A 21591-nucleotide genomic window follows, 5' to 3' on the forward strand; every position below is an offset into this window, starting at 1 on the left:
GATCTACCAGATGGCTTAGCCTCACACCTAGATTTAGAAGCGAAGTTGAGCGAGTCGATAAGAACAACTTCCCTCGAGCGGGCGGCGGTCGCCTTGACCGAAACCCCCACACAGATCCTCGATCTCGGGTCGGGCACCGGCGCAGACGTGATCGCCCTAGCGCGGCGCTTCCCGGCCTCACGCATTCACGCCGTCGACGTCTCTGGGGAGCTCCTTGGCCGCGTTGCTGATGTGGCGGCAACTGCAGGCGTAGGAGACCGCGTTGAGCAACACCTGGTCGACCTGGACGGCGATTGGACCTCGAAGGTTCCCCACGGCGTCGACTTGGTCTGGGCTGCACTGTCTTTGCATCACGTCAGTGATCCGCGTGCCGCACTTCAACAGGCGTATGCAGCGTTGCGCCCAGGCGGGGTGCTCATCGTGACCGAGCTGACCGGCCAACCTCGGCTCGAACCTGACGATCTGGGCACCGGTAGCGCCGGGCTGCGTCATCGCATCGCCGAGGCCCTGCCGCGTCACGAGCACGCGAGCAACGACTGGACCCGGCTGCTGAGCCAGGTTGGTTTCACCAAGATTGAACGAAACGACCACACGGTGAGCGCCCATGTGGATACGCCGCACGGCGCCCAGTATTTGCAGCAAATGCTGCGCGCGCAACGCGAACATCTCCAGCCGGGCGTCACGGACAAGGACGTCGCTGCCCTCGATACCGTGATCGAGTCAGTCAATGCCCGGAACTCAATGGTCTCGTCGCATTCGGACCGAGCGGTGTGGATGGCGGTTCGCCCAGAATTCGACGGAACCGGCAATCCGCCCGAGGTGATCCCGCCCGAGGTGATCGAGGTGGACGTGGCTGTCCTCGGTGGCGGCTCTGCGGGGCTTGCGGCAGCGATCGCTCTGGCCCGCTCCCGCCGCCCAGTGGTGGTCGTCGATGCCGGACAACCACGCAATGCCCCCTCCGATGGCGCTCACAACGTACTTGGCAGCGAAGGCATCGCACCCAACGAACTGCTTGCCCGCGGACGTGCGGAAGCGCAGTCGTACGGGGTGCGCATTGTGAAGGGCGAAGCGACGGGGGTCTCCGGCACCGTCGACGATTTCACCGTCGACGTGTCAACTGGCACCCAGCGTATTCACGCGCGCCGGATCATTCTGGCAACCGGGCTCGTCGATGACCTCCCCGATGTCCCGGGCGTGAAGGCCGGGTGGGGGCGCTCAGTTCTGCATTGCGCTTTCTGCCATGGGTGGGAGGTCCGCGATCAACGTATCGCGGTCTTAAGCCGCGACGAAGTAGCTATCCACCAGGCATTGCTATTCAGCCAGCTCAGCGCGCACGTCACCGTACTGCTCCACGAAGCCCCTGACCCTACGGCGGAGCAATGGGAACAATTGAAATCCCTCAACGTCTCCGTCGTCCGCTCTCGGGTCGAACGCCTCGTCGTCGACGGCACTCAGGTGCGTAGCGTTGAACTCGAAGGTGGCGAATCATTCGATGTGGACGCGGTCGTCGTAGTCCCCCGGTTCAATGCCCGGACCGACATCTACGAATCTCTCGGCGGCACTGCGGAAGCAAACCCGTTCGGCCATCAGATTCCGACGGACCCGCGCGGCATGACGCCCGTGCCTGGAGTCTGGGCCGCAGGCAATGCAAGCCAGTCGATGGCGATGATCGTCGCGTCTGCCGCATCCGGAGTTGCCACCGGTGCTGCGGTACACGGTGACCTGGCGTTCGCGGACCTCACTCTCGCCGTGTCACGCGCTCACAGCTAACGGGAAACACTCGTCGCCGTAGCGAGCCAGTCACGAAGCCGACGGCACCAAGGAATGACGGTTTCGCGGAAACAGTTTACGGCACAACGCATCTGGGCTCCCGAATCGCCTTGCGGCGTTCGGGAGCCCAGAGTCAGTGTTACTGCGTCAGCGTTACTGCGTCAGATTAGCGAGTTTCACGCGGGGGCTTGTTGGGGCTCCAGCGAACATCGGCGTTGTTGAACGGGTTGTCCATCGGGTTGCTGAGTGCGTAACCAGCAATGGCCCACGGGCCGGTGCAGCCGCGGACCACGTGCCAGGTCTTGATCGACTCGCCCGGTGCCAGCTCGCCTGCGCGGCGAACGCCGGTCGCCGAGTAGTAGCGCATGCCGTTGCTGCGGGGGCCGATTTCCTGGTCGGCGGCCAGCCGCGGGATCGAAGCCTCGGGTCCGTCGAGTTCGCCGACGCGCACATGCTTGACGGTGGTGTTGCCGACGTTGCGAACGAACACGACACGGTCAGTGCCGGGGCGGTCGTGGCTGGTCACGCATTTGGTGTACGCGGAGACGGCGAGGTCGCCAGCGGCGGCTGCAGTTCCGGTACCGGCAACGAGCCCTGCGGCAACGGTGCCGGTCGATGCCACCACAATTGCGGCACGGATGAGGTTCTTCTTCATTTCTCCCCTTCAAATAGTGGTTCTCCCGGCGGCGCGCCGACTGTTTCCCTGATGTTGTAAGGGTGACAGTATCCTGAGAATCTACTGTGATACGCGAAACACAATACTTCACTCAAATCGCTCCACTCACGCATCGGACGCAGACGGCGTGGTCGGTGCCCCGAGATTAAGACAATCGAAGGACATCGCCGGGATTACCATCCGAATCGCTCGTTTCTTCGTACCGGCACCGGCCGTGAAATCGCTGCTAGGCAATCGAACGTGCAGGGCCGCAGCCTAGCCTCGGGCCATGGGCGGATCACGGTGCGTCGAGCGGTGATCAGAGTTACCGCTGGCCGCGAGCCGACTCGCCGGATCGACACCCTCGCGGCGGAACACCCCTCGAAATCCGTATTGCGGGAACACCTCTCGCGGTCACCATGCGTACGCCGGGGCACGATGTGGAGCTCGCCGCCGGCTTCCTCGTGTCGGAGTATGTGATCGCCAAAGCCGACGAGTTTTACTCTGCCATCCACTGCGGTGGCCCCGGTACTGGCGGCGAAATCAACGATTACAACGTGCTCGATGTCGCGCTCGCTCCCGGTGTCCGGCCGCCCAAGCCCACTGGACGCGCAATTTCTACACCACCAGCTCGTGCGGGATTTGCGGGAAGGCCAGCATCGACGCCGCACGCACCGTCTCGCGCTTCAGGTACGCGAGGATCCGGTGGTCGTTTCCGCAGAGCAGGTGGCGAGTTTTCCGGAATGACTGCGCGCGGAGCAATCCGTCTTCGACAAGACCGGCGGTCTGCACGCTGCCGCGTTGTTCGACGCCGCGACCGGCGAGCTCCTCGTGCTCCGCGAGGACGTCGGTCGGCACAACGCCGTTGACAAGGTGGTCGGGTGGGCTCTACTCCAGCGTCGATTGCCCCTACGCGGCATCGTCCTTCAGGTCTCCGGTCGGGCCAGCTTCGAGCTGGTGCAGAAGGCGGTGACCGCCGGGATACCCGTGCTCTCGGCGGTCTCGGCACCGTCGTCGCTCGCGGTGGAACTGGCCGACGAGGCGGACCTGACGCTGCTCGGCTTTGTCCGCGAAGACCGCCTGAACATCTACTCCCAGCCCCACCGAGTGCGACAGGAAGTCTGGACACGACCAGTGACCATCAGTCCCCCGACTCGGGCCGCATTCCCGGCCTTTTGCCCGAGGTCCCCCGGCAGGGCGGCTACGGGCCCGTCACCGACGGCGCATGGTCAAGCTCCCCGTACCGTCACGCCGCCGCGTCTTGGGGTGCCGCGAAGTCGGTCGGTTCCATCCTGTTTCAACAGCGCGAGCTGATCCGGGGCGCGCCCTCCATGTTCGTGATGAACCATCCCACCGGTTACGACTGCCCGGGCTGCGCGTGGCCCGACGACAAGAAGCTAACCCTGGACCTCTGCGAGAACGGCGTCAAGCACGTCACCTGGGAGATGACTCCCAAGCGCGTCAAGCGCGAGTTTTTCGCGCAGCACACGGTCAGCGAACTGGCCGACTGGACCGATTTCGAGTTGGAGAACGAGGGTCGGCTCACCGAGCCCATGGCATACGACGAGCAGTCCGACCGCTACGTCCCAATCAGCTGGGACGACGCATTCACGCTGGTCGGTGACGTGCTGCGCGGGCTCGCCAGCCCCAACGAGGCGGCCTTCTACACTTCGGGGCGGCTGAGCAACGAGGCCACTTTCCTCTATCAGCTCATGGCTCGCGAGTACGGCACCAACAACCTGCCCGACTGTTCCAACATGTGCCACGAGGCATCGGGCCGGGCGCTGAAGGCGGCAATTGGCACTGCGAAGGGCACCTGCGATTTGGACGATTGGGAGGAGGCCGACGCCCTGTTTGTGATGGGCGTTAACGCCGCTTCGAATGCGCCTCGCATGCTCACGGCCCTGGCGAACGCGACCCGTCGCGGCGCCCAGGTGGTGCACATCAATCCGCTTGTGGAGGCTGGCGAGACCAAGACCATCGTCCCGCACGAGATTGTCGACATGGCGATGATGAAGGAAACCTCCGTCTCGGACCTGAATATGCAGGTGCGACCCGGCGGCAGACCTCGCCCTCATGCGCGGCCTCGCGAAGGTCGTCCTGGAGGCCGCGGAATCAGATCCGACCGTGCTCGACCGGGCCTTCTTGGAAGGCCTCACGGCCGAGTTCGAGGCGTACCGCGACCTTGTGGCCGCCACCAGCTGGGACGAGATCACCGCGCAGGCTGGCCTTTCCGAGGAAGAGATTCGCCGCGCCGGGCAGATCTACCTCGACGCGGACAAAACGGTGATCTCCTGGTGCTTGGGCGTCACGCAGCACGAGCACGGTGTCGACACCGTCCGCGAAATCACGAACCTGCTGCTCCTGCGCGGCAATATCGGCCGACCGGGGGCGGGCCCGTCACCGGTGCGCGGCCACAGCAACGTGCAGGGCAACCGTACCTGCGGCATCGATCACCGTCTCCCGGCATGGGCCGACAAGCTCGACGAGGTCTGCGGCATCGTCTCCCCGCGGGCCAATGGCTTCGACACGGTCAATTCAATCGAGGCCATGAACGACGGCCGGGTAAAGGTCTTCGTTGGCATGGGCGGAAACTTTGTGCTCGCCGCGCCCGACACCGTCTATACGGCAGCGGGACTGCGCAAGACCGAGCTGACCGTTCAGGTGAGCACCAAGCTCAACCGCAGCCACCTGGTCCACGGGCGCCGCGCGGTGATCCTGCCCTGCCTTGGCCGCACCGAGAAGGACGAGCAGGTGTCTGGACTTCAGGGAGTCACCGTTGAGGACGCTATGAGCATGGTGCACATTTCTCGCGGCAAGCGTCGGCCCGCGTCGGCGGAGTTGAAGTCTGAGATGGCGATCATCGCCGGTATCGCGCAGGCCACACTGCCGGAGAGTCGCACTCCGTGGCAGTGGTACGTCGACGACTATGACCGCCTTCGCGACGGGATGGCTAAGGTGCTTCCCGGCTTCGAGGGGTTCAACGAGCTGATCAAGGTTCCGGGAGGCTTCCGGATACCGCAGCCGGCCCGCGAGCGGGTGTTCCAGACGCCGTCTGGCCGCGCCGAGTTCTCCCTGGCACCGATGCCGAACGTTATCCCCGCCGAAGAGGACGTGCTGATCCTGGGCACCATGCGCTCGCACGATCAGTGGAACACCACGATCTACTCGGCGAACGACCGCTACCGCGGTATCAAGAATCTGCGCGAACTGATCTTCCTGAACGAGGCCGATATGCGTGCCCGAGGCCTAACCGAGGGTGACTTCGTCGATATCACTTCCACGTCGCGGGATGGCTCGCAACGCACACTGCGCCGGTTCCGCGCGCTGCGCTACGACCTACCTCGGGGTGCGGCCTCCGGCTACATGCCGGAGATGAACGCCCTCGTCGGTATCGCCGACTACAGCACCCAATCCGATCAGCCGCTAATGAAGAACGTGGCCGTGCGGATCAGCAAGTCCGCCTGACACTGTCGGGTTCGACGGTAAGCACGCGCTGAACCCCAAAAGCAGATGAGTCGCGACATCGTGTGTAAACAATGTCGCGACTCATCACCTTGCGGAAGCGGAGGGATTTGAACCCCCGGTGGTTTCACCCACGCTCGCTTTCAAGGCGAGTGCATTCGGCCGCTCTGCCACGCTTCCCTGGCGACCAAGATTAGCGCACGAGTGTCTGGCTCGACGAGGCCCACCTACGGTCTCCCTCGACGCAACCATCACACACTGGAAGACTGGACCCATGCGCGCCATCTCAGCTAATGCCACCATGAGCGTCATCGACGTCCCCGACCCCCAACCACGAGCTGGTGAAGTCGTCATCGATGTCGTCGCAGCTGGCGTCAACCGTGCCGACGTGTTGCAGCGCGCAGGCCACTACCCGCCACCTCCCGGCGCGTCCGAGATCTTCGGCCTCGAGGTGTCCGGCCGCATCAGCGCACTCGGCGACGGAGTCACTGGCTGGAGCATCGGCGACGAAGTCTGCGCATTGCTCGCGGGCGGAGGCTACGCCGAAAAGGTCGCTGTCCCATCGGTGCAGGTGATGCCGGTTCCGCACGGCATCAGCCTCGTCTCCGCGGCGGCGCTCCCCGAAGTGGCGTGCACGGTGATGTCGAACGTTGTGATGGCTGGCCGCCTATCGCCTGGCGAACTGTTCCTCGTCCACGGCGGCACCAGCGGAATAGGCACCCACGCCATCCAACTTGCTCGCGCCATGGGTGCCCGCGTAGCGACTACCGCGCGCACCAGCGAGAAACTGGCTCGCGCACAACAACTCGGTGCCAACATCCTCATTAACTACATCGACGACGACTTCACCGAACGCTTGAAAGCCGAAGGCGGGGCAGATGTCATCCTCGACATCATGGGTGCCAAGTACCTCGATCGGAACCTGTCGGCCCTCGACACCAACGGTCGCCTAGTCATCATCGGGATGCAGGGCGGCGCTAAAGCCGAGCTCAACATCGGAACCCTCATGGCGAAGCGTGCCTCGATCATCGGGACCACGCTCCGGTCACGACCCTCGAGTGGCACCCCCGATTCAAAGGCATCGGTGGTCACCGAAACTGTGGCGCGCACATGGCCGTTGGTGGAATCGGGCGACATCCGTCCCATCATCGACTCCACTTTCCCACTCGCCGAAGTCGCTGCTGCGCACGAGCGGCTCACCTCGGGCGATGCCGTCGGAAAGATTCTGTTGACGGTGTAGCCGAAGCCCGGATGCGAGCGATTGCACCCCGCCCTAGTCGGCGAGTTGTGCACCCAACTCACCAAAGATGGTGCACAGCTGACGGTATTTCTCCTCGCTCAACCGGTCGATGACGAGGGTGCGGACGGCCCGGTCGCGGGCCGCGAGCACTGGGTTGAGCACCGCGAGGCCTTCATCGGTGATCTTGACCCACCGCTGACGGGCATCCTTCTGTCGCACGTCGACTTCGGAACTGTCCACGCGCGCAACGAGACCGCGCTCCAAGAATCTGGTGACCTGTCGAGAAACGGTACTCAAACTGATCTGCGTGCGATCGGAAAGATCACTGATCCGCAATTGGGGTGCAGCTGTCAACACCTCAAGTACCCGCCAATCCGCTGACGACAGCGTCGACGCTTGATCGACTTCTCGACACAACGATCGATATGTCAGCCAGCCACCCTGAACGAGCTGCTGCCACAGCTCACGCTGCTCCGCACTCATCGTCGGCTCATCACTTGCCGTCACCGCAGCCCCCCGCGTAGTTGAAACATGCCCCAAGATTACCGAGCGGGTCTCAGCCGAACGATCCAAGGACGCGGACCAACTGGTCCACCTCGAACGGCGTCGAATACGGAGACAGTCCAACAGTCACCGCGCCACCGATATCGGCGACACCAATCGCTTCGAGCGCACGATTAGGAATATCGTTGAGCGCCGCGATTCCGTTATCGCTCAACCGCGCACAGACATCGGCTGCTGTCACGCCGCTGACCACGAAGCTTACGATCGGCACCCGGTGCGCATCTGGTCCGATGATCGACACATTCGACAGGTGCGACAGCGAATTCACCAGGTAATACAGCAACCTGTGCACATACTCGTAGGTCGCATCCATCGACGCGGTAATCCGGTCGCGGCGCGGACCGGTGGCGCCGCCATCGAGTCCCGCCAAGTAGTCCACCGACGAAACCAAGCCCGCCAGCATGGCACCAGAAACGTGCTCGGGTTCGAGCCGTGTCGGACCCGTCGATGTCGGATCCTGCGAAACTCGTGTCAGCGAACTAATTGCCGTCGGATCGGCAAACGCCAGAGCCGACACCCGCGGCCCACCCCACCGCTCGGCAGACACCAGCACAACGTCGGCCCCCAATTCGGTCATCGACAGTGGCACATAGGGTGCGGCGGTCGACGCATCCACAAGCAGTTGTGCCCCGGCAGCCCGCGCGTGTCCGGCGATGGGACCGATGTCGGTAATCGCACCGGTCACCGACGACGCGAGCGTCACCGCAACGATCGACGTACGACTGTCAACAACATCGGCGAACTGCCAGGTCGGCAATGTCCCGTCCTCAATATTGACCTCGGCCCACCGCACTTGTGTTCCGTGCCTGCCTGCCCCAGCCAACGCGGGCGCGAGAACCTCCTCGTCGTCGGACCGCGAGAGCACAATATTGCGATTCATCCACGACGACAGCGGCTGCGCATCCAAGAATGCGGTGACCAACGCGGCGCGCGACGTACCCAGGACCACTCCGGCCGGATCAGTGCCAAGCAGATCCGCGATGGCATCTCGGGCATCTGCGACGGCTTTGGCGACCGCTCGCGCCTGCGGACTCCGCGTCCCAGAAATGCCCGGTAACGTGCGAAAACCGGTGCCGACCGCGGAGGCGACCGCATCCGGAATTTGCATGCCTGCCTGCGGATCCAAGTAGATCCAGCCGTCGCCTAAAGCGGGGAAGAGTCCCCTGACGGAGGCGATGTCGAACGGCATATGCCCAACGATACTGGCAGAAGAAAGTGCACAATGGCACCCATGCACCCCGCAATGTTCGGTTCAGCAACTCCGGACGGGCCCGGCAACCCGTCCGATCCAGGCTTCGGCCAGGTTGGCGTTCCTCCGTCCGAGGACGGCGACGGCGTCATCATGCCCGGCGTCATGCCCGGAATGGCACCGGACGACGATTCGGCGAGCAGCGTCGCAGGCATGGTGGAACAGCCAGCGAAGGTGATGCGCATCGGCACCATGATCAAACAACTGCTGGAGGAAGTGCGCGCAGCACCTCTCGACGACGCCAGTCGCACCCGGCTCGCCCAAATCCATCGCACCTCGATTGCCGAACTTTCCGACGGTTTGGCACCGGAATTGCGCGAGGAACTCGAACGCCTGGCGCTTCCCTTCTCCGACGAAGAAACCCCGTCCGACGCCGAACTCCGGATTGCCCAAGCCCAGCTCGTCGGCTGGCTGGAGGGGCTCTTCCACGGCATTCAGACCGCGCTGTTCGCTCAACAAATGGCGGCCCGGAGCCAACTTGAGCAGATGCGTCAGGGTGTCCTCCCACCGGGAGCTTCGCCACATGACGGGCACAGCACGGGCCAGTACCTCTGACGCACTTGTATGCTGTGGCGTTGTGTCAGCCGTAGTCGATAGCGGCGGAATCCCGCCCGCACCTGTGTCCTCGGATTCGAAAACGTTCGCCCGTGGTTTTAAAGACCTGGCGGACGGCTTCCGCAACTCCGAACTCTGGCTGCATCTCGGCTGGACCGATATCAAACAGCGCTACAAGCGTTCGGTCCTCGGACCGCTGTGGATCACGATCGCCACGGGTGTCACCGCGCTCGCGATGGGCATCCTGTACGGCGAGTTGTTCCACATGGACATCAACTATTTCCTGCCGTACGTGACGCTCGGTTTCATTTTTTGGGGCTTCATCGAGACGACGATCCTTGATGGTTCGGTGGTGTTCTCCACCAACGAAGGCCTCATCAAGCAACTACCGGCACCGGTCAGCATCCACGTCTATCGCAACGTGTGGCGCAGCCTGATCATTTTTGCCCACAACGTGGTGATCTACGTGATCATCTACGCGGTGTTCCGGCCTTCCCTGGACTGGTCCGCTTTGCTGGTGTTCCCGGCCCTGGGCTTGTACATCCTGAACGCCGTGTGGGTGACGATTGTCTTCGGCATCATGTCGACTCGCTTCCGCGACATCGGGCAGTTGCTGAGCACCATGATCCGCCTGGTGTTCTTTATGACGCCGATCATCTGGTCTGCCAAGTCGCTCACCGACATCGGCGGCGGCGTCACCGGACGCGCCAAGCTGGCTGAGCTGAACCCGATGTACCACTACCTGGAGATCGCCCGAGCACCACTCATGGGTGAACCCGTCGCTTTCTACCACTGGCTCATCGTTATCGGCTGCACGCTGCTCGGCTGGATGGCAGCCATGTTCGTGATGCGTAACTTCCGCTCACGCGTGCCGTACTGGGTCTAAGGGGAATCATGACCAAAACAACCGACATCCGCGTCGACACGTGGGACGCAGGCATCGACTTCCCGATCTTCGACGCCAAGACCCGGTCGCTGAAGAAGGCCGTCGTTGGCGCTGCGGGCGGCATCATCGGCGCCAACAACTCGAAGACGGTCGTCGTCGAGGCGTTGCGCGATATCAACCTGCACCTCGAGCACGGCGCTCGCATTGGCCTCGTCGGCCACAACGGTGCAGGAAAGTCCACGCTCCTGCGTCTCCTGGCAGGCATCTATGAGCCAACGCAGGGGTCCTGTCGCGTTCAGGGCCGCGTGGCTCCGGTCTTCGACCTCGGTGTCGGCATGGACCCGGAGATCTCCGGCTACGAGAACATCGTCATTCGCGGCATGTTCCTCGGAATGAGCCGCCGCGAGATGCTCAAGAAGACCGACGAGATCGCCGAGTTTTCCGAACTGGGCGACTACCTCAACATGCCGCTGCGCACCTACTCGACCGGCATGCGCGTGCGTTTGGCACTCGGCGTTGTGACGTCGATCGATCCCGAAATCCTGATCCTCGACGAAGGCATCGGTGCGGTCGACGCCGAGTTCATGAAGAAGGCCCGCGTCCGACTGCAGGCCCTGGTAGAACGCTCGGGCATCCTTGTCTTCGCCAGCCACTCCAACGAATTCCTGGCCCAACTGTGCGACCGCGCGCTCTGGATCGACCACGGTAGGGTCCGCATGGATGGCGGCATCGAAGAAGTGGTCGGCGCCTACGAAGGCCCCGACGCGGCTCTGCACGTTCGCAAGGTGCTCGCGGAACTTGAAGCGAACCCCGGGAAGACCATCTAGTGGCCGAAAACAACGTGCCCGACAAAATCGTTGCGGTCGTCGTCACTCACAAGCGTCGCGAACTTCTCGCCGAATCGCTGAAGGTGCTGTCGTCGCAGGACCGCCCGGTGGACCACCTGATCGTCGTCGATAATGCGGCGGAACCCGAAGTCGGCGAGTTGGTTGCAGCTCAACCGGTCCTGACGACTTACCTGCCGTCGCTTCACAATCTGGGCGGTGCCGGCGGCTTCGCGCTCGGCATGCTGCACGCCCTTGCCCTTGGCGCGGACTGGGTGTGGTGTGCCGACGACGACGGTCGTCCCGAAGGTCCGCAGGTCCTTTCGACGTTGATTTCGTGCGCGCAACGCCACAATCTGGGACAGGTGTCCCCGGTGGTCGTCAACATCACCGATCCCGACTCCCTGGCATTTCCACTGCGGCGCGGCCTGGTGTGGCGTCGCAAGCGGTCCGAGCTTTTCGCACCCACTTCTGACGGCACCCAGATCGACCCCAATGACGATCTCCTGCCTGGCATCGCGTCGCTGATGAACGGCGCACTGTTCTCTGCGGCAACGTTGGAGGCGGTGGGCGTCCCCGACCTACGACTGTTCTTCCGCGGCGACGAAGTGGAAATGCACCGTCGCCTGGCCCGCTCGGGCGTCAACTTCGGCACCTGTCTGACCACCGCCTACCTCCATCCGGACGGTAGCGATGAGTTCCGGCCCATTCTCGGCGGTCGGATGCACACGCAGTACCCCGACAACGAGGTGAAGCGATTCTTCACCTACCGCAACCGCGGCTATCTGATGAGCCAGCCGGGGATGCGGAAGCTCCTCCCGCAGGAGTACGCGCGCTTCGGCTGGTATTTCCTCGTCCAACAGCGTGATCTCGCGGGGTTCCGCGAATGGCGGCGTTTGCGCGCTTTGGGGCGTGACGAACGCTTCTCGCGTCCCAGTTAGTGGCATAACCCCCGCCGCACATTTAGAACGTGTTCTAGTGTGTGACCTATGCGATTTACCTTCGCCGAAGCGATGACCGACATCAACTACTACCCGCCGCTGGCTCAGGCCGCCGAAGCCGCGGGCTTCAGTGGGATCACCCTCCCCGATTCCATTGCCTACCCGGAAGTTTCGGACAGCACCTACCCGTACACGCCGGACGGGCGACGCGAGTTCCTTGAAGACAAGGACTTCATCGAGCCCTTCGTCTTGGCTGGTGCCCTCGGTGCCGTCACCACCAATCTGCGGTTCCTGCCGTTCGTGCTGAAGCTGCCGATCCGCCCGCCGGTCCTCGTCGCCAAGCAAGCCGCATCGGTCGCTGCGATCACCAACAACCGACTGTCGTTGGGTGTGGGCACCAGCCCGTGGCCCGAGGACTACGACATCATGGGCGTCGACTTCGCGCGCCGCGGCCGCCGCATGAACGAATGCATGGACGTTCTCCGAGGCCTGACCGCAGGCGGATACTTCGAGTTCCACGGCGAGTTCTACGACATCCCGCGCATCAAGATGAGTCCGGCACCGACCGAACCGATTCCGCTCCTCGTTGGCGGTCACGCCGATGCCGCACTCAAGCGCGCCGTGATCCGCGGCGACGGTTGGATGCACGGTGGCGGCGCTCCCGAAGAGCTCGACATGTGCCTCGATAAGTTGGCGGCCATCCGCAAGGCCGAAGGCAAAGAAAACGACCCGTTCGAGATCCACGTCATCTCACTCGACGCCTACACCGTCGACGGCTGCAAGCGCCTCGAAGACAAGGGCATCACCGACGTGATCGTCGGATTCCGCCTCCCGTACATCATGGGCACCGACCCGGAACCCCTCGAAAACAAGATCGCGAACATCAGCAGGTTCGGTGAGTCAGTGATTTCCAAGGTCAATCCATGACAGGCGGACTGATTCTTCGGCTCCTTCGCATGTCAGGTACGTTTACGGAATGACCAGCGGTGAAATGACACGCACGGACGCGATCAATCAGTCGATCGGAAAGGTCTACTCGACAGCCGATTACTACGAGGTCGGACGCGAGAAGATTCGCGAATTCGCCCGTGCCCTGCACGACGACAATCCGCTGCACTGGGACGACGAGAAGGCCCGCGACCACGGTCACGGCGCGCTGGTCGCACCGCTGACGATCGTGGCCATCATGGGCGCGAAGGCTCAGACCCAGCTCCTCGATAAGGCGATTCCCGGCGATCTGCTGCGCTCCGGCGTCCTGCAGGTGGATCAGCGTTTCGCATACCATCGCCCTATCGAGGCTGGTGACAAGCTGTATTGCGACGTGTCGTTGGAGTCGTACCGCAGTGTGGCCGGTGCCGACCTGTTCACCGTGAAGACGCTCGTCCGCGACGTCAACAAAGGTGTTCTACACGAGTCGTGGACGTCGCTCGCCGGACCGGGCGAGAAGGGCGAACTCCCCGAGAACTTCGAGGACATCGTCGACGGCGTCATGTTCAGTGGCGGTGATTCGCACGTCGATCCGCTGATCCCGTCGGAGCCGGCGGAAATCCCGGAACCGGCCAATGTTCGATGGTCGACCATCCCGTTCGAGTCGCTGACCGAAGGGATGGATCTGCCTCCGCGGGCCCAACGGTTCACCCGCGGTGACGTCATCAACTACATCGGGGTCTCCGGTGACCCGAACCCGATCCACCACAGCGCGTCCGTCGCCCGCAAGGCGGGACTGGAAACTGTCGTCGCGCAAGCCATGCTGACCTTGGGGACCGCTGCCGGCTACCTGACCTCGTTTGTCGGTGACCCCGCCGCGTTCATCGATCTCAGCGGACGCTTCACCAGCCCGGTTTACGTGCCCGCCGACGAACCCGCTGTCGTGGAGTACACGGCCAAGATCAAGTCGTTGGATCCGGAAACTCGCCGCGGCCTGATCGTGTTCGGCGCCAGCCTCAACGGCAAGCGCGTCTACGGCCGCTGCACGGCGAACGTCCAGTTCTCCTAAGCACCAGAAGTTTTGCGCGTCTCTACCGAATCTTGAAGATCACGGCCCGCTGAACCACAAAGTTCACGACGGTCGCCACGCCCTGGGCAATGCAGAACGCCAGCGCGGTGTACAGCAGTCCCGTCTCCCACTGCTGCATCAATCGGTCGTAGAGGCCGACGTTGATGAAGAACGTCACCACGTACAGCGCGATCACCGCAGCAAACCTGGCCTTGCTCGCTTCGGCGCGGAAGGTCCACCGGCGATTGATTAGGTAAGCGATCGTGGTCCCGAGAATGAAACCGGCACCCTTGGCAACCGGGAACGGTGCACCCACCACGTCCTGCAAAAATACGGTAAGCCCAAAGTCGAAGACCGCCGACAGCGCGCCCGTCAGGATGAACCGGACGATCTGCGTCTTGAGGTCGACGCTGGTCGATGCTTCCTCGTCGTCGAACGGCAACTCGATCGGCATCGGCGCATGACGGGTCTTGAAATCCTCGTGCGACGGATGCACCGCCGGGAATTGACCGGTGATGCGATCGTCTTGCGTTGCCTCGATCCGCTCGGTGACGGGATCGTTGGGGTTGGGGTCTGCCACGCAGTAAGCGTAGTGCCCGCCACTGAAGGTGAACTGAGAACGTCCCGTCTCGAATTTGCGGGTCGGGTTCCGCGGCGTCAACTGATCGGCCTAACCTCCCCTTATGACCAAGCTCTCACTCCCCCGCTTGGGGCGCCGCCTTGTTGTCGCCAGCGCCGTTGTGGCCACGGCCGCGGGCCTGTCCGTCGCTGTGGCCGCGCCAGCCCGCGCTGACGATTCGGCGACCCCGGCCGCCGTGTGGTCGGGCCTCGACGCCCGCGACTACTCCGGCCCGACCGGTGCACCCGGAACGTTGCTCTCCAAGACGGCGCTCGACCCGTCCATCGGCTTGAGTTCGGCGGGCAGCGCGTACCGCGTCCTTTATGCGACGACGGACTTCAACGACCGTCCCGCTGTCAGCACCGCTGCCATCTTCTTGCCGAAGAAGGCGGCACCAAAGAACGGCTACAAGGTGATCGCGTGGGCGCACGGCACTACTGGTTTGGGTGATGGCTGCACGCCGTCGGCCCTACCGCGCAGCGATCGGGACACCGCATACCTCAATCACTGGCTGGACCAGGGTTACGCGGTGGTCGGCACCGACTACGTGGGGCTGGGAACGCCCGGTCTGATGAACTACCTCAGTAGCAAGGTGCAAGCGCATTCGATCGTCGACTCGGTGAAGGCCGCATCGCATACCGGTCTGCCGCTGTCGAAGACGTGGGCGATTGTCGGACAGTCGCAGGGGGCGAGCGCCGCGCTTAACGGTGCGCGTTGGGCCACCGCCTACTCGCGCGGATCCGGTCTTGATTACCGCGGCGTGGTGTCGACGGGTACACCCGCCAACATTGAGCACATCGTGATGCAGGCTGGTCCGGGTTTCCCGCCGGTCGCGCTCCCCGCGGGCTTGAACACCTACGCCGCCTACATTTGGGCTGGCTTCGCTGATGCGCGGCCCGACTTGAAGCCAATGTCGATCCTGACCAGGGAAGGCCGCCGAATTGTCGCCGCGGCCCAGACCAAGTGCTACGCGGAAATGCATTCGATGGTCGAGGGCGCCAAGGTTCGCGACTGGTTCAGCAAGCCCGTCTCGTCGATTCCCGGGGTGCAGGGCGCGCTGGTCAACTACATGAGCACCCCGTACCGCGGCTACGACCGTCCGATCTTTATGGGCCAGGGCCTCGTCGACACGGATGTGCCTGCTCCGTCGGCGTTGTCGCTGTATGCGCAGATGGTCGCGAATGGTCAACCGGTCGAAATGCACGTGTACCCGACCAAGGATCATTCGGGAACGGTGCTCGCATCGATGAAGGACTCCACCCCGTTCCTGGCGCGGATCATGCGCTAAGCAGGCGTGTTACCACTAAATGTGCTGGTACTGGTCGTCATCCCGCTTGGGTTTGACGACGAGTATCGGCTTGCGGCAAAACGACAGCAGTTGCTGAAATGTGCTCCCCATCAGCAGTTTCCCCACTTGAGTGCGGCGTCGTAGGCCGATCACGAGCAATTCCGCTTCGGGCTCGTCCATCGCGGCCAGCAGTTCGTCGACGGGCGTGCTGCCGATAGTTTGCGAAAGTCGGTACTTGACGCCGGACGCAGCCAGGACCTTTTCGACCTCGGCCATCTCCTCGGCTTCGACGTGGTGTTGGCCCCGGCCATCGGACACCGCGTTGATCACCAGCAGGTCGGTTTCTCGGAATTGCGCCTCAGCAATGCCGTGCTCCAGGCACGCCTGGCCGAAGGAACCACCTGAGTAACCAACCACGATCACAGTGTTGTCCTCCTCGAAAGACACAGATCTCCGATAAAACTTAGTCGACACGGCAGACATCGAGCCGTCCGGGGACCCGCAAATGCGCTCGCCGGCCGAAAGTGCTGCGAGACACAGACCACGGGCAAGGCATCCAGATTTAGTGAACTGACGAGTACGCTCTACAGCGATGACGAACAACGCTGTACTTCCGATTGAGACCCGCAAGCTCATGGGCTGGGGCCGGACGATGCCGATCGAAGGCCACGTCCTGTCGACCCCGTACCCGGAGCTCATCGCCGAAGCAGTGGCGCGCGTGGCCGACGACAATGCCGACAAGCCCAGCTACCTGCGCCGCGGAGTGATCGCGCGCGGTCTGGGCCGCTCCTACGGTGAGAACGCCCAAAACTCCGGTGGCCTCACCATCGACATGACCCAGTTGACGCGGATCCACGAGATCAACGACGAAACCGGCGTGATCGACCTTGACGCTGGCGTCAGCCTCGACGCCCTGATGCGGATCGCGCTGCCGCACGGCCTGTGGGTCCCGGTGCTGCCCGGCACTCGCCAAGTCACCATCGGCGGAGCCATCGGCTGCGATATTCACGGCAAGAACCACCACAGTGCGGGCAGTTTCGGCAACCACGTCGTGGAGATCACCCTCCTGGTCGCGTCGGGCGAGATCTTGACGCTGACCCCCGAGGGTTCGGCCGACGATCCCGACGCCTCGATCTTCTGGGCCACCATCGGTGGCATCGGCCTCACCGGCATCATCTTGCGCGCCAAGATCAAGATGACGCGCACCGAAACCGCGTACTTCATCGCCGACGGCACAGTGACACAGAGCCTCGACGAAACCATCGCGCTCCACATGGACGGCTCGGAAGATAACTACACCTACAGTTCCGGCTGGTTCGATGCAATCAGCAAGCCGCCACGTCTGGGCCGCGGAACCTTCTCGCGCGGCAGTCTGGCGACGCTCGACCAACTGCCGGACAAGCTCGCCGCCGACCCGTTGAAGTTCGACGCACCGACGCTGGTGAACTTCCCGGATATCTTCCCCAACGGCCTGGCCAACAAGCTGAACTTCTCGATGGTCGGCGAAGCGTATTACCGCATGGGCGGTAACTACCAGGGCAAGATCCAAAACCTGACGCAGTTCTATCACCCGCTCGATCTGTTCGGGAACTGGAACCGCGCCTACGGTTCAAAGGGGTTCCTGCAGTACCAGTTCATCGTCCCGCCAGAGGCCGTCGAAGAGTTCAAGGGCATCATCTACGACATTCAGGCATCCGGGCACGTCAGCTTCCTCAATGTTTTCAAGCTGTTCGGCGAAGGCAACCAGGCTCCGTTGAGCTTCCCGATGCCGGGCTGGAATATCTGTGTCGACTTCCCGATTAAGCGCGGTCTGCACGAGTTCGTCCGCGAACTCGACCAGCGCGTCATGTCGATCGGCGGTCGCCTCTACACCGCGAAGGATTCGCGCACCAGCGCCGACACCTTCCACGCGATGTACCCGGAGATCGACAAGTGGATCGCCACGCGCCGGCGGATTGACCCAAACCAGGTCTTCATGTCCGATATGGGCCGCAGGCTCGAACTGGTTTAACCGCCCGGCCCCGACTGACCTTCCCCCGCAGACGAAAGAGATTCACCCATGTTTAACGCCGTAGGCGTTCCCCAATCCATCCTGATCCTCGGCGGCAGTTCCGAGATCGGCCTAGCTATCGCTTCCGAGTACCTCACGAAGGGCTCGATGCGCGTGGTCCTCGCGACCGTCCCGAACGATCCGGCCGCCGCCGCTGCTGCCGAACAGATGAAGGCCGCTGGCGCGTCGTCGGTGGAACTCATCGATTTCGATGCACTCGCCACCGATACGCATCCCGCTGTGATCGACGCAGCGTTCGCCAACGGTGACATCGATGTCGCGATTGTTGCCTTCGGCATTCAGGGCGACGACGAGCAGGCCTGGCAGGACCAGAAGCTGGCAGTCCTCGAAGCCAACATCAACTACACGGCCGCCGTCTCGGTTGGCGTGCTGCTCGGTGAGAAGCTCCGCGCCCAGGGCCACGGCCAAATCATCGCGATGAGCTCCGTCGCCGGTGAGCGCGTTCGTCGTTCCAACTTTGTGTACGGCTCTACCAAGGCCGGCCTTGATGGCTTCTACCTCGGCCTCGGCGACGCCCTCCGCCCCGACGGCATCGGCGTCCTGGTGATCCGCCCCGGACAGGTTCGCACCCGCCTGTCGGCGCATGTCGCCGAAGCCCCGCTGACCGTCAACAAGGAAGACGTGGCACGGATGGCTGTTGCCGCCGTCGACAAGGGCAAGGATGTTATCTGGGTTCCCGGACCGTTCCGCTTCATCATGATGGTGTTGCGGCACATCCCGCGCCCGGTGTTCCGCAAGCTCCCCATCTAGATCCGGTGGCTAGCTCCGCGGCGGCGCCCCGCCTGACCGGTCGCACCCGAGATGCCGTCGAAATTGGTGCAGGCATCATCGGTGCGGCGATCATCGCATTTGTTGGCTTGAAAGTTATCGGCGCGGTCGGCTGGCCCGCTTTTAACACCTCTAATGTGACGCGGGCGCTCACCTCGCTCGGGCAGATCATCTTTGTGCTGCTCGCCGCGGTGGCTGTCGTGTGGTCGCGGTATCGGGCACGGACGCTGCCATCGTTGCTGGCGGCGTTCGCGTCGGCCGGTTTGGTGACGGTCACGCTCGGGATGCCATTGGGTGCCACCAAGCTGTACTTGTTTGGGCTGTCGGTGGATCAGCAGTTCCGCACTGAGTACCTGACCCGCTTGACGTCGAGCCCGCACCTGGCGGACATGACGTATTCGGACCTGCCGCCGTACTATCCGGCGACATGGTTCTGGCTGGGCGGACGCTACGCCAACACGCTCGGCCTCGCCGGCTGGGAAGCGTACAAGCCGTGGGCCATCCTGTCGCTGGCCGTGGCCGCCGGACTCGGTGCCATCTTGTGGAACCGGATGTTCGGCGTCGCCGTCGGCACCGCGGTTTCCCTACCCGTCACCCTCGTGACCTTGAAGTTCGCGTCGCCCGAGCCTTACAGCGCCATCCTGATTTTGATTGGCGTTCCGATGCTGATCGTCTCCGCGAGTGCTCTGCGAGGCCGGTCCCGCCTGGCTGACGGACCCACGCCGCTGCGGGAAACCAGTTGGCTGGCAGTTGTCGCGGCCGGCGCTTTCCTCGGCTTCTCGGCGTCGACGTACACGCTGTACACGGCAGTGTTTGCCGGGGCCGCAGTCCTAATGGCCATCGTCTACGTGGTCCAGGCGTGGTGGTTGCCGCGTAACGCGGCCGTAAGCCGGAAAGACATTGCCGCCGAACGCAATCCGCAGATCCTCGCGGTCATCGTGCGACTGCTGGTGATGGGCATCCTGGCTGGCGCGATTGCGCTGGTCGTGTGGGGCCCGTACCTGCTTGAGCGCTTCCGGAGCGACGTCGCCGTCAGCGGCAGCGCCGAACACTACCTGCCGGAAAACGGTGCGGTGCTCGCGCTGCCAATGTTCCACCTGACGATCATCGGCTTGCTCAGCTTGATTGGCCTCGTGTGGATTCTGCTGCGACTGCGCCAGCGGACCATCGCCATGGCCATGGCGTGCGCCCTGGTCGCGATCGTCGCGGTGACCCTGCTGTCGCTGGCGTTGACCGCCACCGGTTCCACGCTGCTGTCGTTCCGGTTGGAGCCAGTCAGTACCGCAGTCCTCGCGGCCGCCGGCGGCTTGGGAGTCGTAGCGCTGGCGCGGGTTGCCGTGGCGAAATTTGGCGACGTCCGCACGGTCGTCGGCGTTCTCGCCACCATCACCGCGATCGCCGCCGCCCAGCAAATCCCCGCAGCCCTGTCACCGGAGATCACCACCGCCTACACCGACACCGACGGTCACGGCGTCCGCGCCGACCAGCACGCACCGGGTGCCGAATCGTACTATCCGGAAATTCATGCGCTCATCGCCAAGCAGACTGGACGGCCAGCGTCCGACCACGTGGTGCTGACCGCAGACTTCGGATTCCTCTCGCTGTACCCGTACTGGGGCTTCCAGGGCCTGACCTCTCACTATGCGAACCCGCTCGCCGAGTTCGACAAGCGTGCGGCCACCATCGAGGCGTGGTCGAAAGCCACCACGCCCGCCGAGATGAAGCAAAACCTGCAGTCCAGCCCGTGGCGCGCGCCCGACGTCTTCCTCTTCCGCTACAGCCCTGACGGCTACACCCTACGGTTGGCGAAGGACGTCTTCCCGAACGATCCCAACGTGCAGCGGTATACGGTCACGTTCAACCCGGCCGCGTTCGACGATCCCGCGTTCACGGTCACCGAAGTGGGTCCGTTTGTGCTCGTCGTGAAGAAGGGCTGATCGCATGGCAGATCTGGATATCACCACCATCGACCACGGGTCGTCGAAGACGCACATGGTTCACACCAAGTACGTGAACTGGGTGATCCTGCAGTCCGGCGACGGTGTGACGCTGGTTGATGGCGGCTATCCGGGGCATGCAGACGCGGTCGCCGAATCGCTGCGTCGCGTTGGCAGTGATCTCGGGGAGGTACAGGGCGCGCTGTTGACGCACGCCCACGTCGACCATCTGGGAGGGTTGGCGCAGATCGGTCGGACGCACTCGTTCCCGATCTATGCCGACCCGAATGAGGTCGCACATGCACGTCGCGAATACCTCGAGCAGGCCGATGCGTCCACGATTGCCCCCATTGCTTACCGCCCGCGGGTGGCGCGCTGGCTGTCTGGAGTGGTGCGCCTCGGCGCCCTCGACAAGGCTGGCATCGGCGATGCGCAGCCGATCGTCGACTCGACCTTGTTGCCCGGTCGCCCGGTCGCGGTGCCGACTCCGGGCCACACACGCGGCCACAGCGCTTTTCTCGTCGGAGACGGCGAAGTCCTGATTTCCGGCGATGCCTTGATCAGCGGCCATCCCACAAGCAAATTCCGCGGCCCCCAGTGCCTCGACCACGTCTTCACCCACGACGAACCGCGCAATGCGGAGTCCGTAGAGGCCTTGGGGAACCTCGACGCCGTCGTTCTGATGCCCGGCCACGGCCCTATGCTGTGCGGCCGAGTCGGCACGTTCGTTGAGCAGGCGCTCGGTTTGTGAAGCTGTAGATCC

At 63.4% G+C, this 21591-nt stretch carries 18 protein-coding genes, 1 tRNA gene and 2 pseudogenes; 15 read left to right on the top strand and 6 right to left on the bottom strand.

Annotation, left to right across the window (positions count from 1 at the left end; all coding sequences use genetic code 11):
* Window positions 1–93: 93 nt before the first annotated feature.
* The gene (locus AC1L34_RS13265) at window positions 94–1770 is read left to right on the top strand and encodes an FAD-dependent oxidoreductase (RefSeq protein WP_480034837.1); all 1677 of its coding nucleotides are present in this window, start codon (window positions 94–96) and stop codon (window positions 1768–1770) included.
* Between the two features lie 166 nt (window positions 1771–1936).
* Here the strand turns inward: AC1L34_RS13265 and AC1L34_RS13270 are convergent, their stop codons facing one another.
* Window positions 1937–2425: a hypothetical protein gene (locus AC1L34_RS13270; RefSeq protein WP_424293036.1), complete on the bottom strand. Its 489-nt coding sequence runs from the start codon at window positions 2423–2425 to the stop codon at window positions 1937–1939.
* A 261-nt stretch (window positions 2426–2686) separates the two neighbouring features.
* Here AC1L34_RS13270 and fdhD point away from each other — a divergent pair.
* Both fdhD and AC1L34_RS13280 read left to right on the top strand, forming a co-directional pair.
* Window positions 2687–3535, top strand: a pseudogene (gene fdhD / locus AC1L34_RS13275) (formate dehydrogenase accessory sulfurtransferase FdhD); the annotation flags it as partial.
* A gap of 65 nt (window positions 3536–3600) precedes the next feature.
* Window positions 3601–5893: pseudogene (locus AC1L34_RS13280) on the top strand (FdhF/YdeP family oxidoreductase).
* 92 nt (window positions 5894–5985) lie between these two features.
* On the opposite strand, the gene AC1L34_RS13285 reads toward AC1L34_RS13280, so the two are convergent.
* Window positions 5986–6070, bottom strand: a tRNA-Ser gene (locus AC1L34_RS13285).
* Between the two features lie 94 nt (window positions 6071–6164).
* Here AC1L34_RS13285 and AC1L34_RS13290 point away from each other — a divergent pair.
* Window positions 6165–7130, top strand: coding sequence for an NAD(P)H-quinone oxidoreductase (locus AC1L34_RS13290; protein ID WP_424293033.1), 966 nt, complete (start codon window positions 6165–6167; stop codon window positions 7128–7130).
* A 33-nt stretch (window positions 7131–7163) separates the two neighbouring features.
* Here the strand turns inward: AC1L34_RS13290 and AC1L34_RS13295 are convergent, their stop codons facing one another.
* Window positions 7164–7637, bottom strand: coding sequence for a MarR family winged helix-turn-helix transcriptional regulator (locus AC1L34_RS13295; RefSeq protein WP_424293032.1), 474 nt, complete (start codon window positions 7635–7637; stop codon window positions 7164–7166).
* 49 nt (window positions 7638–7686) lie between these two features.
* Window positions 7687–8883, bottom strand: coding sequence for an aminotransferase class V-fold PLP-dependent enzyme (locus tag AC1L34_RS13300; RefSeq protein ID WP_480034838.1), 1197 nt, complete (start codon window positions 8881–8883; stop codon window positions 7687–7689).
* Window positions 8884–8925: 42 nt separating this feature from the next.
* Between AC1L34_RS13300 and AC1L34_RS13305 the strand changes: the two genes are divergently transcribed.
* Genes AC1L34_RS13305 through AC1L34_RS13330 form a run of 6 tightly spaced genes read left to right on the top strand, consistent with a single transcriptional unit; the run spans window position 8926 to window position 14145 of the window.
* Window positions 8926–9498, top strand: a complete 573-nt coding sequence (locus AC1L34_RS13305; protein ID WP_480034839.1) for a bacterial proteasome activator family protein — start codon at window positions 8926–8928, stop codon at window positions 9496–9498.
* A gap of 22 nt (window positions 9499–9520) precedes the next feature.
* Window positions 9521–10384, top strand: a complete 864-nt coding sequence (gene wzm, locus AC1L34_RS13310) for a galactan export ABC transporter permease subunit Wzm/RfbD (protein ID WP_424293029.1) — start codon at window positions 9521–9523, stop codon at window positions 10382–10384.
* Window positions 10385–10392: 8 nt separating this feature from the next.
* The gene (gene wzt, locus AC1L34_RS13315) at window positions 10393–11211 is read left to right on the top strand and encodes a galactan export ABC transporter ATP-binding subunit Wzt/RfbE (protein ID WP_424293028.1); all 819 of its coding nucleotides are present in this window, start codon (window positions 10393–10395) and stop codon (window positions 11209–11211) included.
* Entirely contained in the window at window positions 11211–12149 is a 939-nt protein-coding gene (glfT1, locus tag AC1L34_RS13320) for a galactofuranosyltransferase GlfT1 (RefSeq protein WP_480034840.1), read from the top strand. The genes wzt and glfT1 overlap by 1 nt, the downstream gene beginning before the upstream one ends.
* A gap of 48 nt (window positions 12150–12197) precedes the next feature.
* Window positions 12198–13076: a TIGR03619 family F420-dependent LLM class oxidoreductase gene (locus AC1L34_RS13325; RefSeq protein ID WP_424293026.1), complete on the top strand. Its 879-nt coding sequence runs from the start codon at window positions 12198–12200 to the stop codon at window positions 13074–13076.
* 49 nt (window positions 13077–13125) lie between these two features.
* Window positions 13126–14145, top strand: a complete 1020-nt coding sequence (locus AC1L34_RS13330; RefSeq protein WP_424293025.1) for a fused (3R)-hydroxyacyl-ACP dehydratase subunits HadA/HadB — start codon at window positions 13126–13128, stop codon at window positions 14143–14145.
* 22 nt (window positions 14146–14167) lie between these two features.
* Here the strand turns inward: AC1L34_RS13330 and AC1L34_RS13335 are convergent, their stop codons facing one another.
* Window positions 14168–14599 carry a GtrA family protein gene (locus tag AC1L34_RS13335; RefSeq protein WP_424293039.1) on the bottom strand — a complete coding sequence of 144 codons (432 nt, stop codon included), beginning with the start codon at window positions 14597–14599 and terminating at the stop codon, window positions 14168–14170.
* Window positions 14600–14828: 229 nt separating this feature from the next.
* Here AC1L34_RS13335 and AC1L34_RS13340 point away from each other — a divergent pair, with 229 nt between their 5' ends.
* Window positions 14829–16052, top strand: coding sequence for a lipase family protein (locus tag AC1L34_RS13340; RefSeq protein WP_480034841.1), 1224 nt, complete (start codon window positions 14829–14831; stop codon window positions 16050–16052).
* Between the two features lie 15 nt (window positions 16053–16067).
* Here the strand turns inward: AC1L34_RS13340 and AC1L34_RS13345 are convergent, their stop codons facing one another.
* The gene (locus AC1L34_RS13345; protein ID WP_424295696.1) at window positions 16068–16475 is read right to left on the bottom strand and encodes a universal stress protein; all 408 of its coding nucleotides are present in this window, start codon (window positions 16473–16475) and stop codon (window positions 16068–16070) included.
* 169 nt (window positions 16476–16644) lie between these two features.
* Between AC1L34_RS13345 and dprE1 the strand changes: the two genes are divergently transcribed.
* From dprE1 to AC1L34_RS13365, 4 genes are read left to right on the top strand one after another with little or no spacing between them, the layout of a single operon-like run.
* Complete coding sequence (gene dprE1 / locus AC1L34_RS13350) at window positions 16645–18063, top strand: decaprenylphosphoryl-beta-D-ribose oxidase (protein WP_424321828.1); 1419 nt, start codon at window positions 16645–16647, stop codon at window positions 18061–18063.
* Between the two features lie 48 nt (window positions 18064–18111).
* On the top strand, window positions 18112–18873 hold the full coding sequence (gene dprE2, locus AC1L34_RS13355) for a decaprenylphospho-beta-D-erythro-pentofuranosid-2-ulose 2-reductase (protein ID WP_424295692.1): 762 nt from the start codon (window positions 18112–18114) through the stop codon (window positions 18871–18873).
* 5 nt (window positions 18874–18878) lie between these two features.
* On the top strand, window positions 18879–20828 hold the full coding sequence (locus AC1L34_RS13360; RefSeq protein ID WP_424325613.1) for an arabinofuranosyltransferase: 1950 nt from the start codon (window positions 18879–18881) through the stop codon (window positions 20826–20828).
* 4 nt (window positions 20829–20832) lie between these two features.
* Window positions 20833–21579 carry an MBL fold metallo-hydrolase gene (locus AC1L34_RS13365; protein WP_424295688.1) on the top strand — a complete coding sequence of 249 codons (747 nt, stop codon included), beginning with the start codon at window positions 20833–20835 and terminating at the stop codon, window positions 21577–21579.
* Window positions 21580–21591: the final 12 nt, after the last annotated feature.

The sequence above is a fragment of the Gordonia sp. 34D genome, assembly GCF_056682775.1.

Excerpts from the sequence above, each read along its gene's own strand:
- AC1L34_RS13270 (WP_424293036.1), bottom strand. The coding sequence starts at position 2,425 with ATGAAGAAGAACCTCATCCGTGCCGCAATTGTGGTGGCATCGACCGGC.
- AC1L34_RS13290 (WP_424293033.1), top strand. The coding sequence starts at position 6,165 with ATGCGCGCCATCTCAGCTAATGCCACCATGAGCGTCATCGACGTCCCC.
- AC1L34_RS13300 (WP_480034838.1), bottom strand. The coding sequence starts at position 8,883 with ATGCCGTTCGACATCGCCTCCGTCAGGGGACTCTTCCCCGCTTTAGGC.
- AC1L34_RS13305 (WP_480034839.1), top strand. The coding sequence starts at position 8,926 with ATGCACCCCGCAATGTTCGGTTCAGCAACTCCGGACGGGCCCGGCAAC.
- wzt (WP_424293028.1), top strand. The coding sequence starts at position 10,393 with ATGACCAAAACAACCGACATCCGCGTCGACACGTGGGACGCAGGCATC.
- AC1L34_RS13325 (WP_424293026.1), top strand. The coding sequence starts at position 12,198 with ATGCGATTTACCTTCGCCGAAGCGATGACCGACATCAACTACTACCCG.
- AC1L34_RS13330 (WP_424293025.1), top strand. The coding sequence starts at position 13,126 with ATGACCAGCGGTGAAATGACACGCACGGACGCGATCAATCAGTCGATC.
- AC1L34_RS13335 (WP_424293039.1), bottom strand. The coding sequence starts at position 14,599 with ATGCCGATCGAGTTGCCGTTCGACGACGAGGAAGCATCGACCAGCGTC.
- AC1L34_RS13340 (WP_480034841.1), top strand. The coding sequence starts at position 14,829 with ATGACCAAGCTCTCACTCCCCCGCTTGGGGCGCCGCCTTGTTGTCGCC.
- dprE1 (WP_424321828.1), top strand. The coding sequence starts at position 16,645 with ATGACGAACAACGCTGTACTTCCGATTGAGACCCGCAAGCTCATGGGC.
- dprE2 (WP_424295692.1), top strand. The coding sequence starts at position 18,112 with ATGTTTAACGCCGTAGGCGTTCCCCAATCCATCCTGATCCTCGGCGGC.
- AC1L34_RS13365 (WP_424295688.1), top strand. The coding sequence starts at position 20,833 with ATGGCAGATCTGGATATCACCACCATCGACCACGGGTCGTCGAAGACG.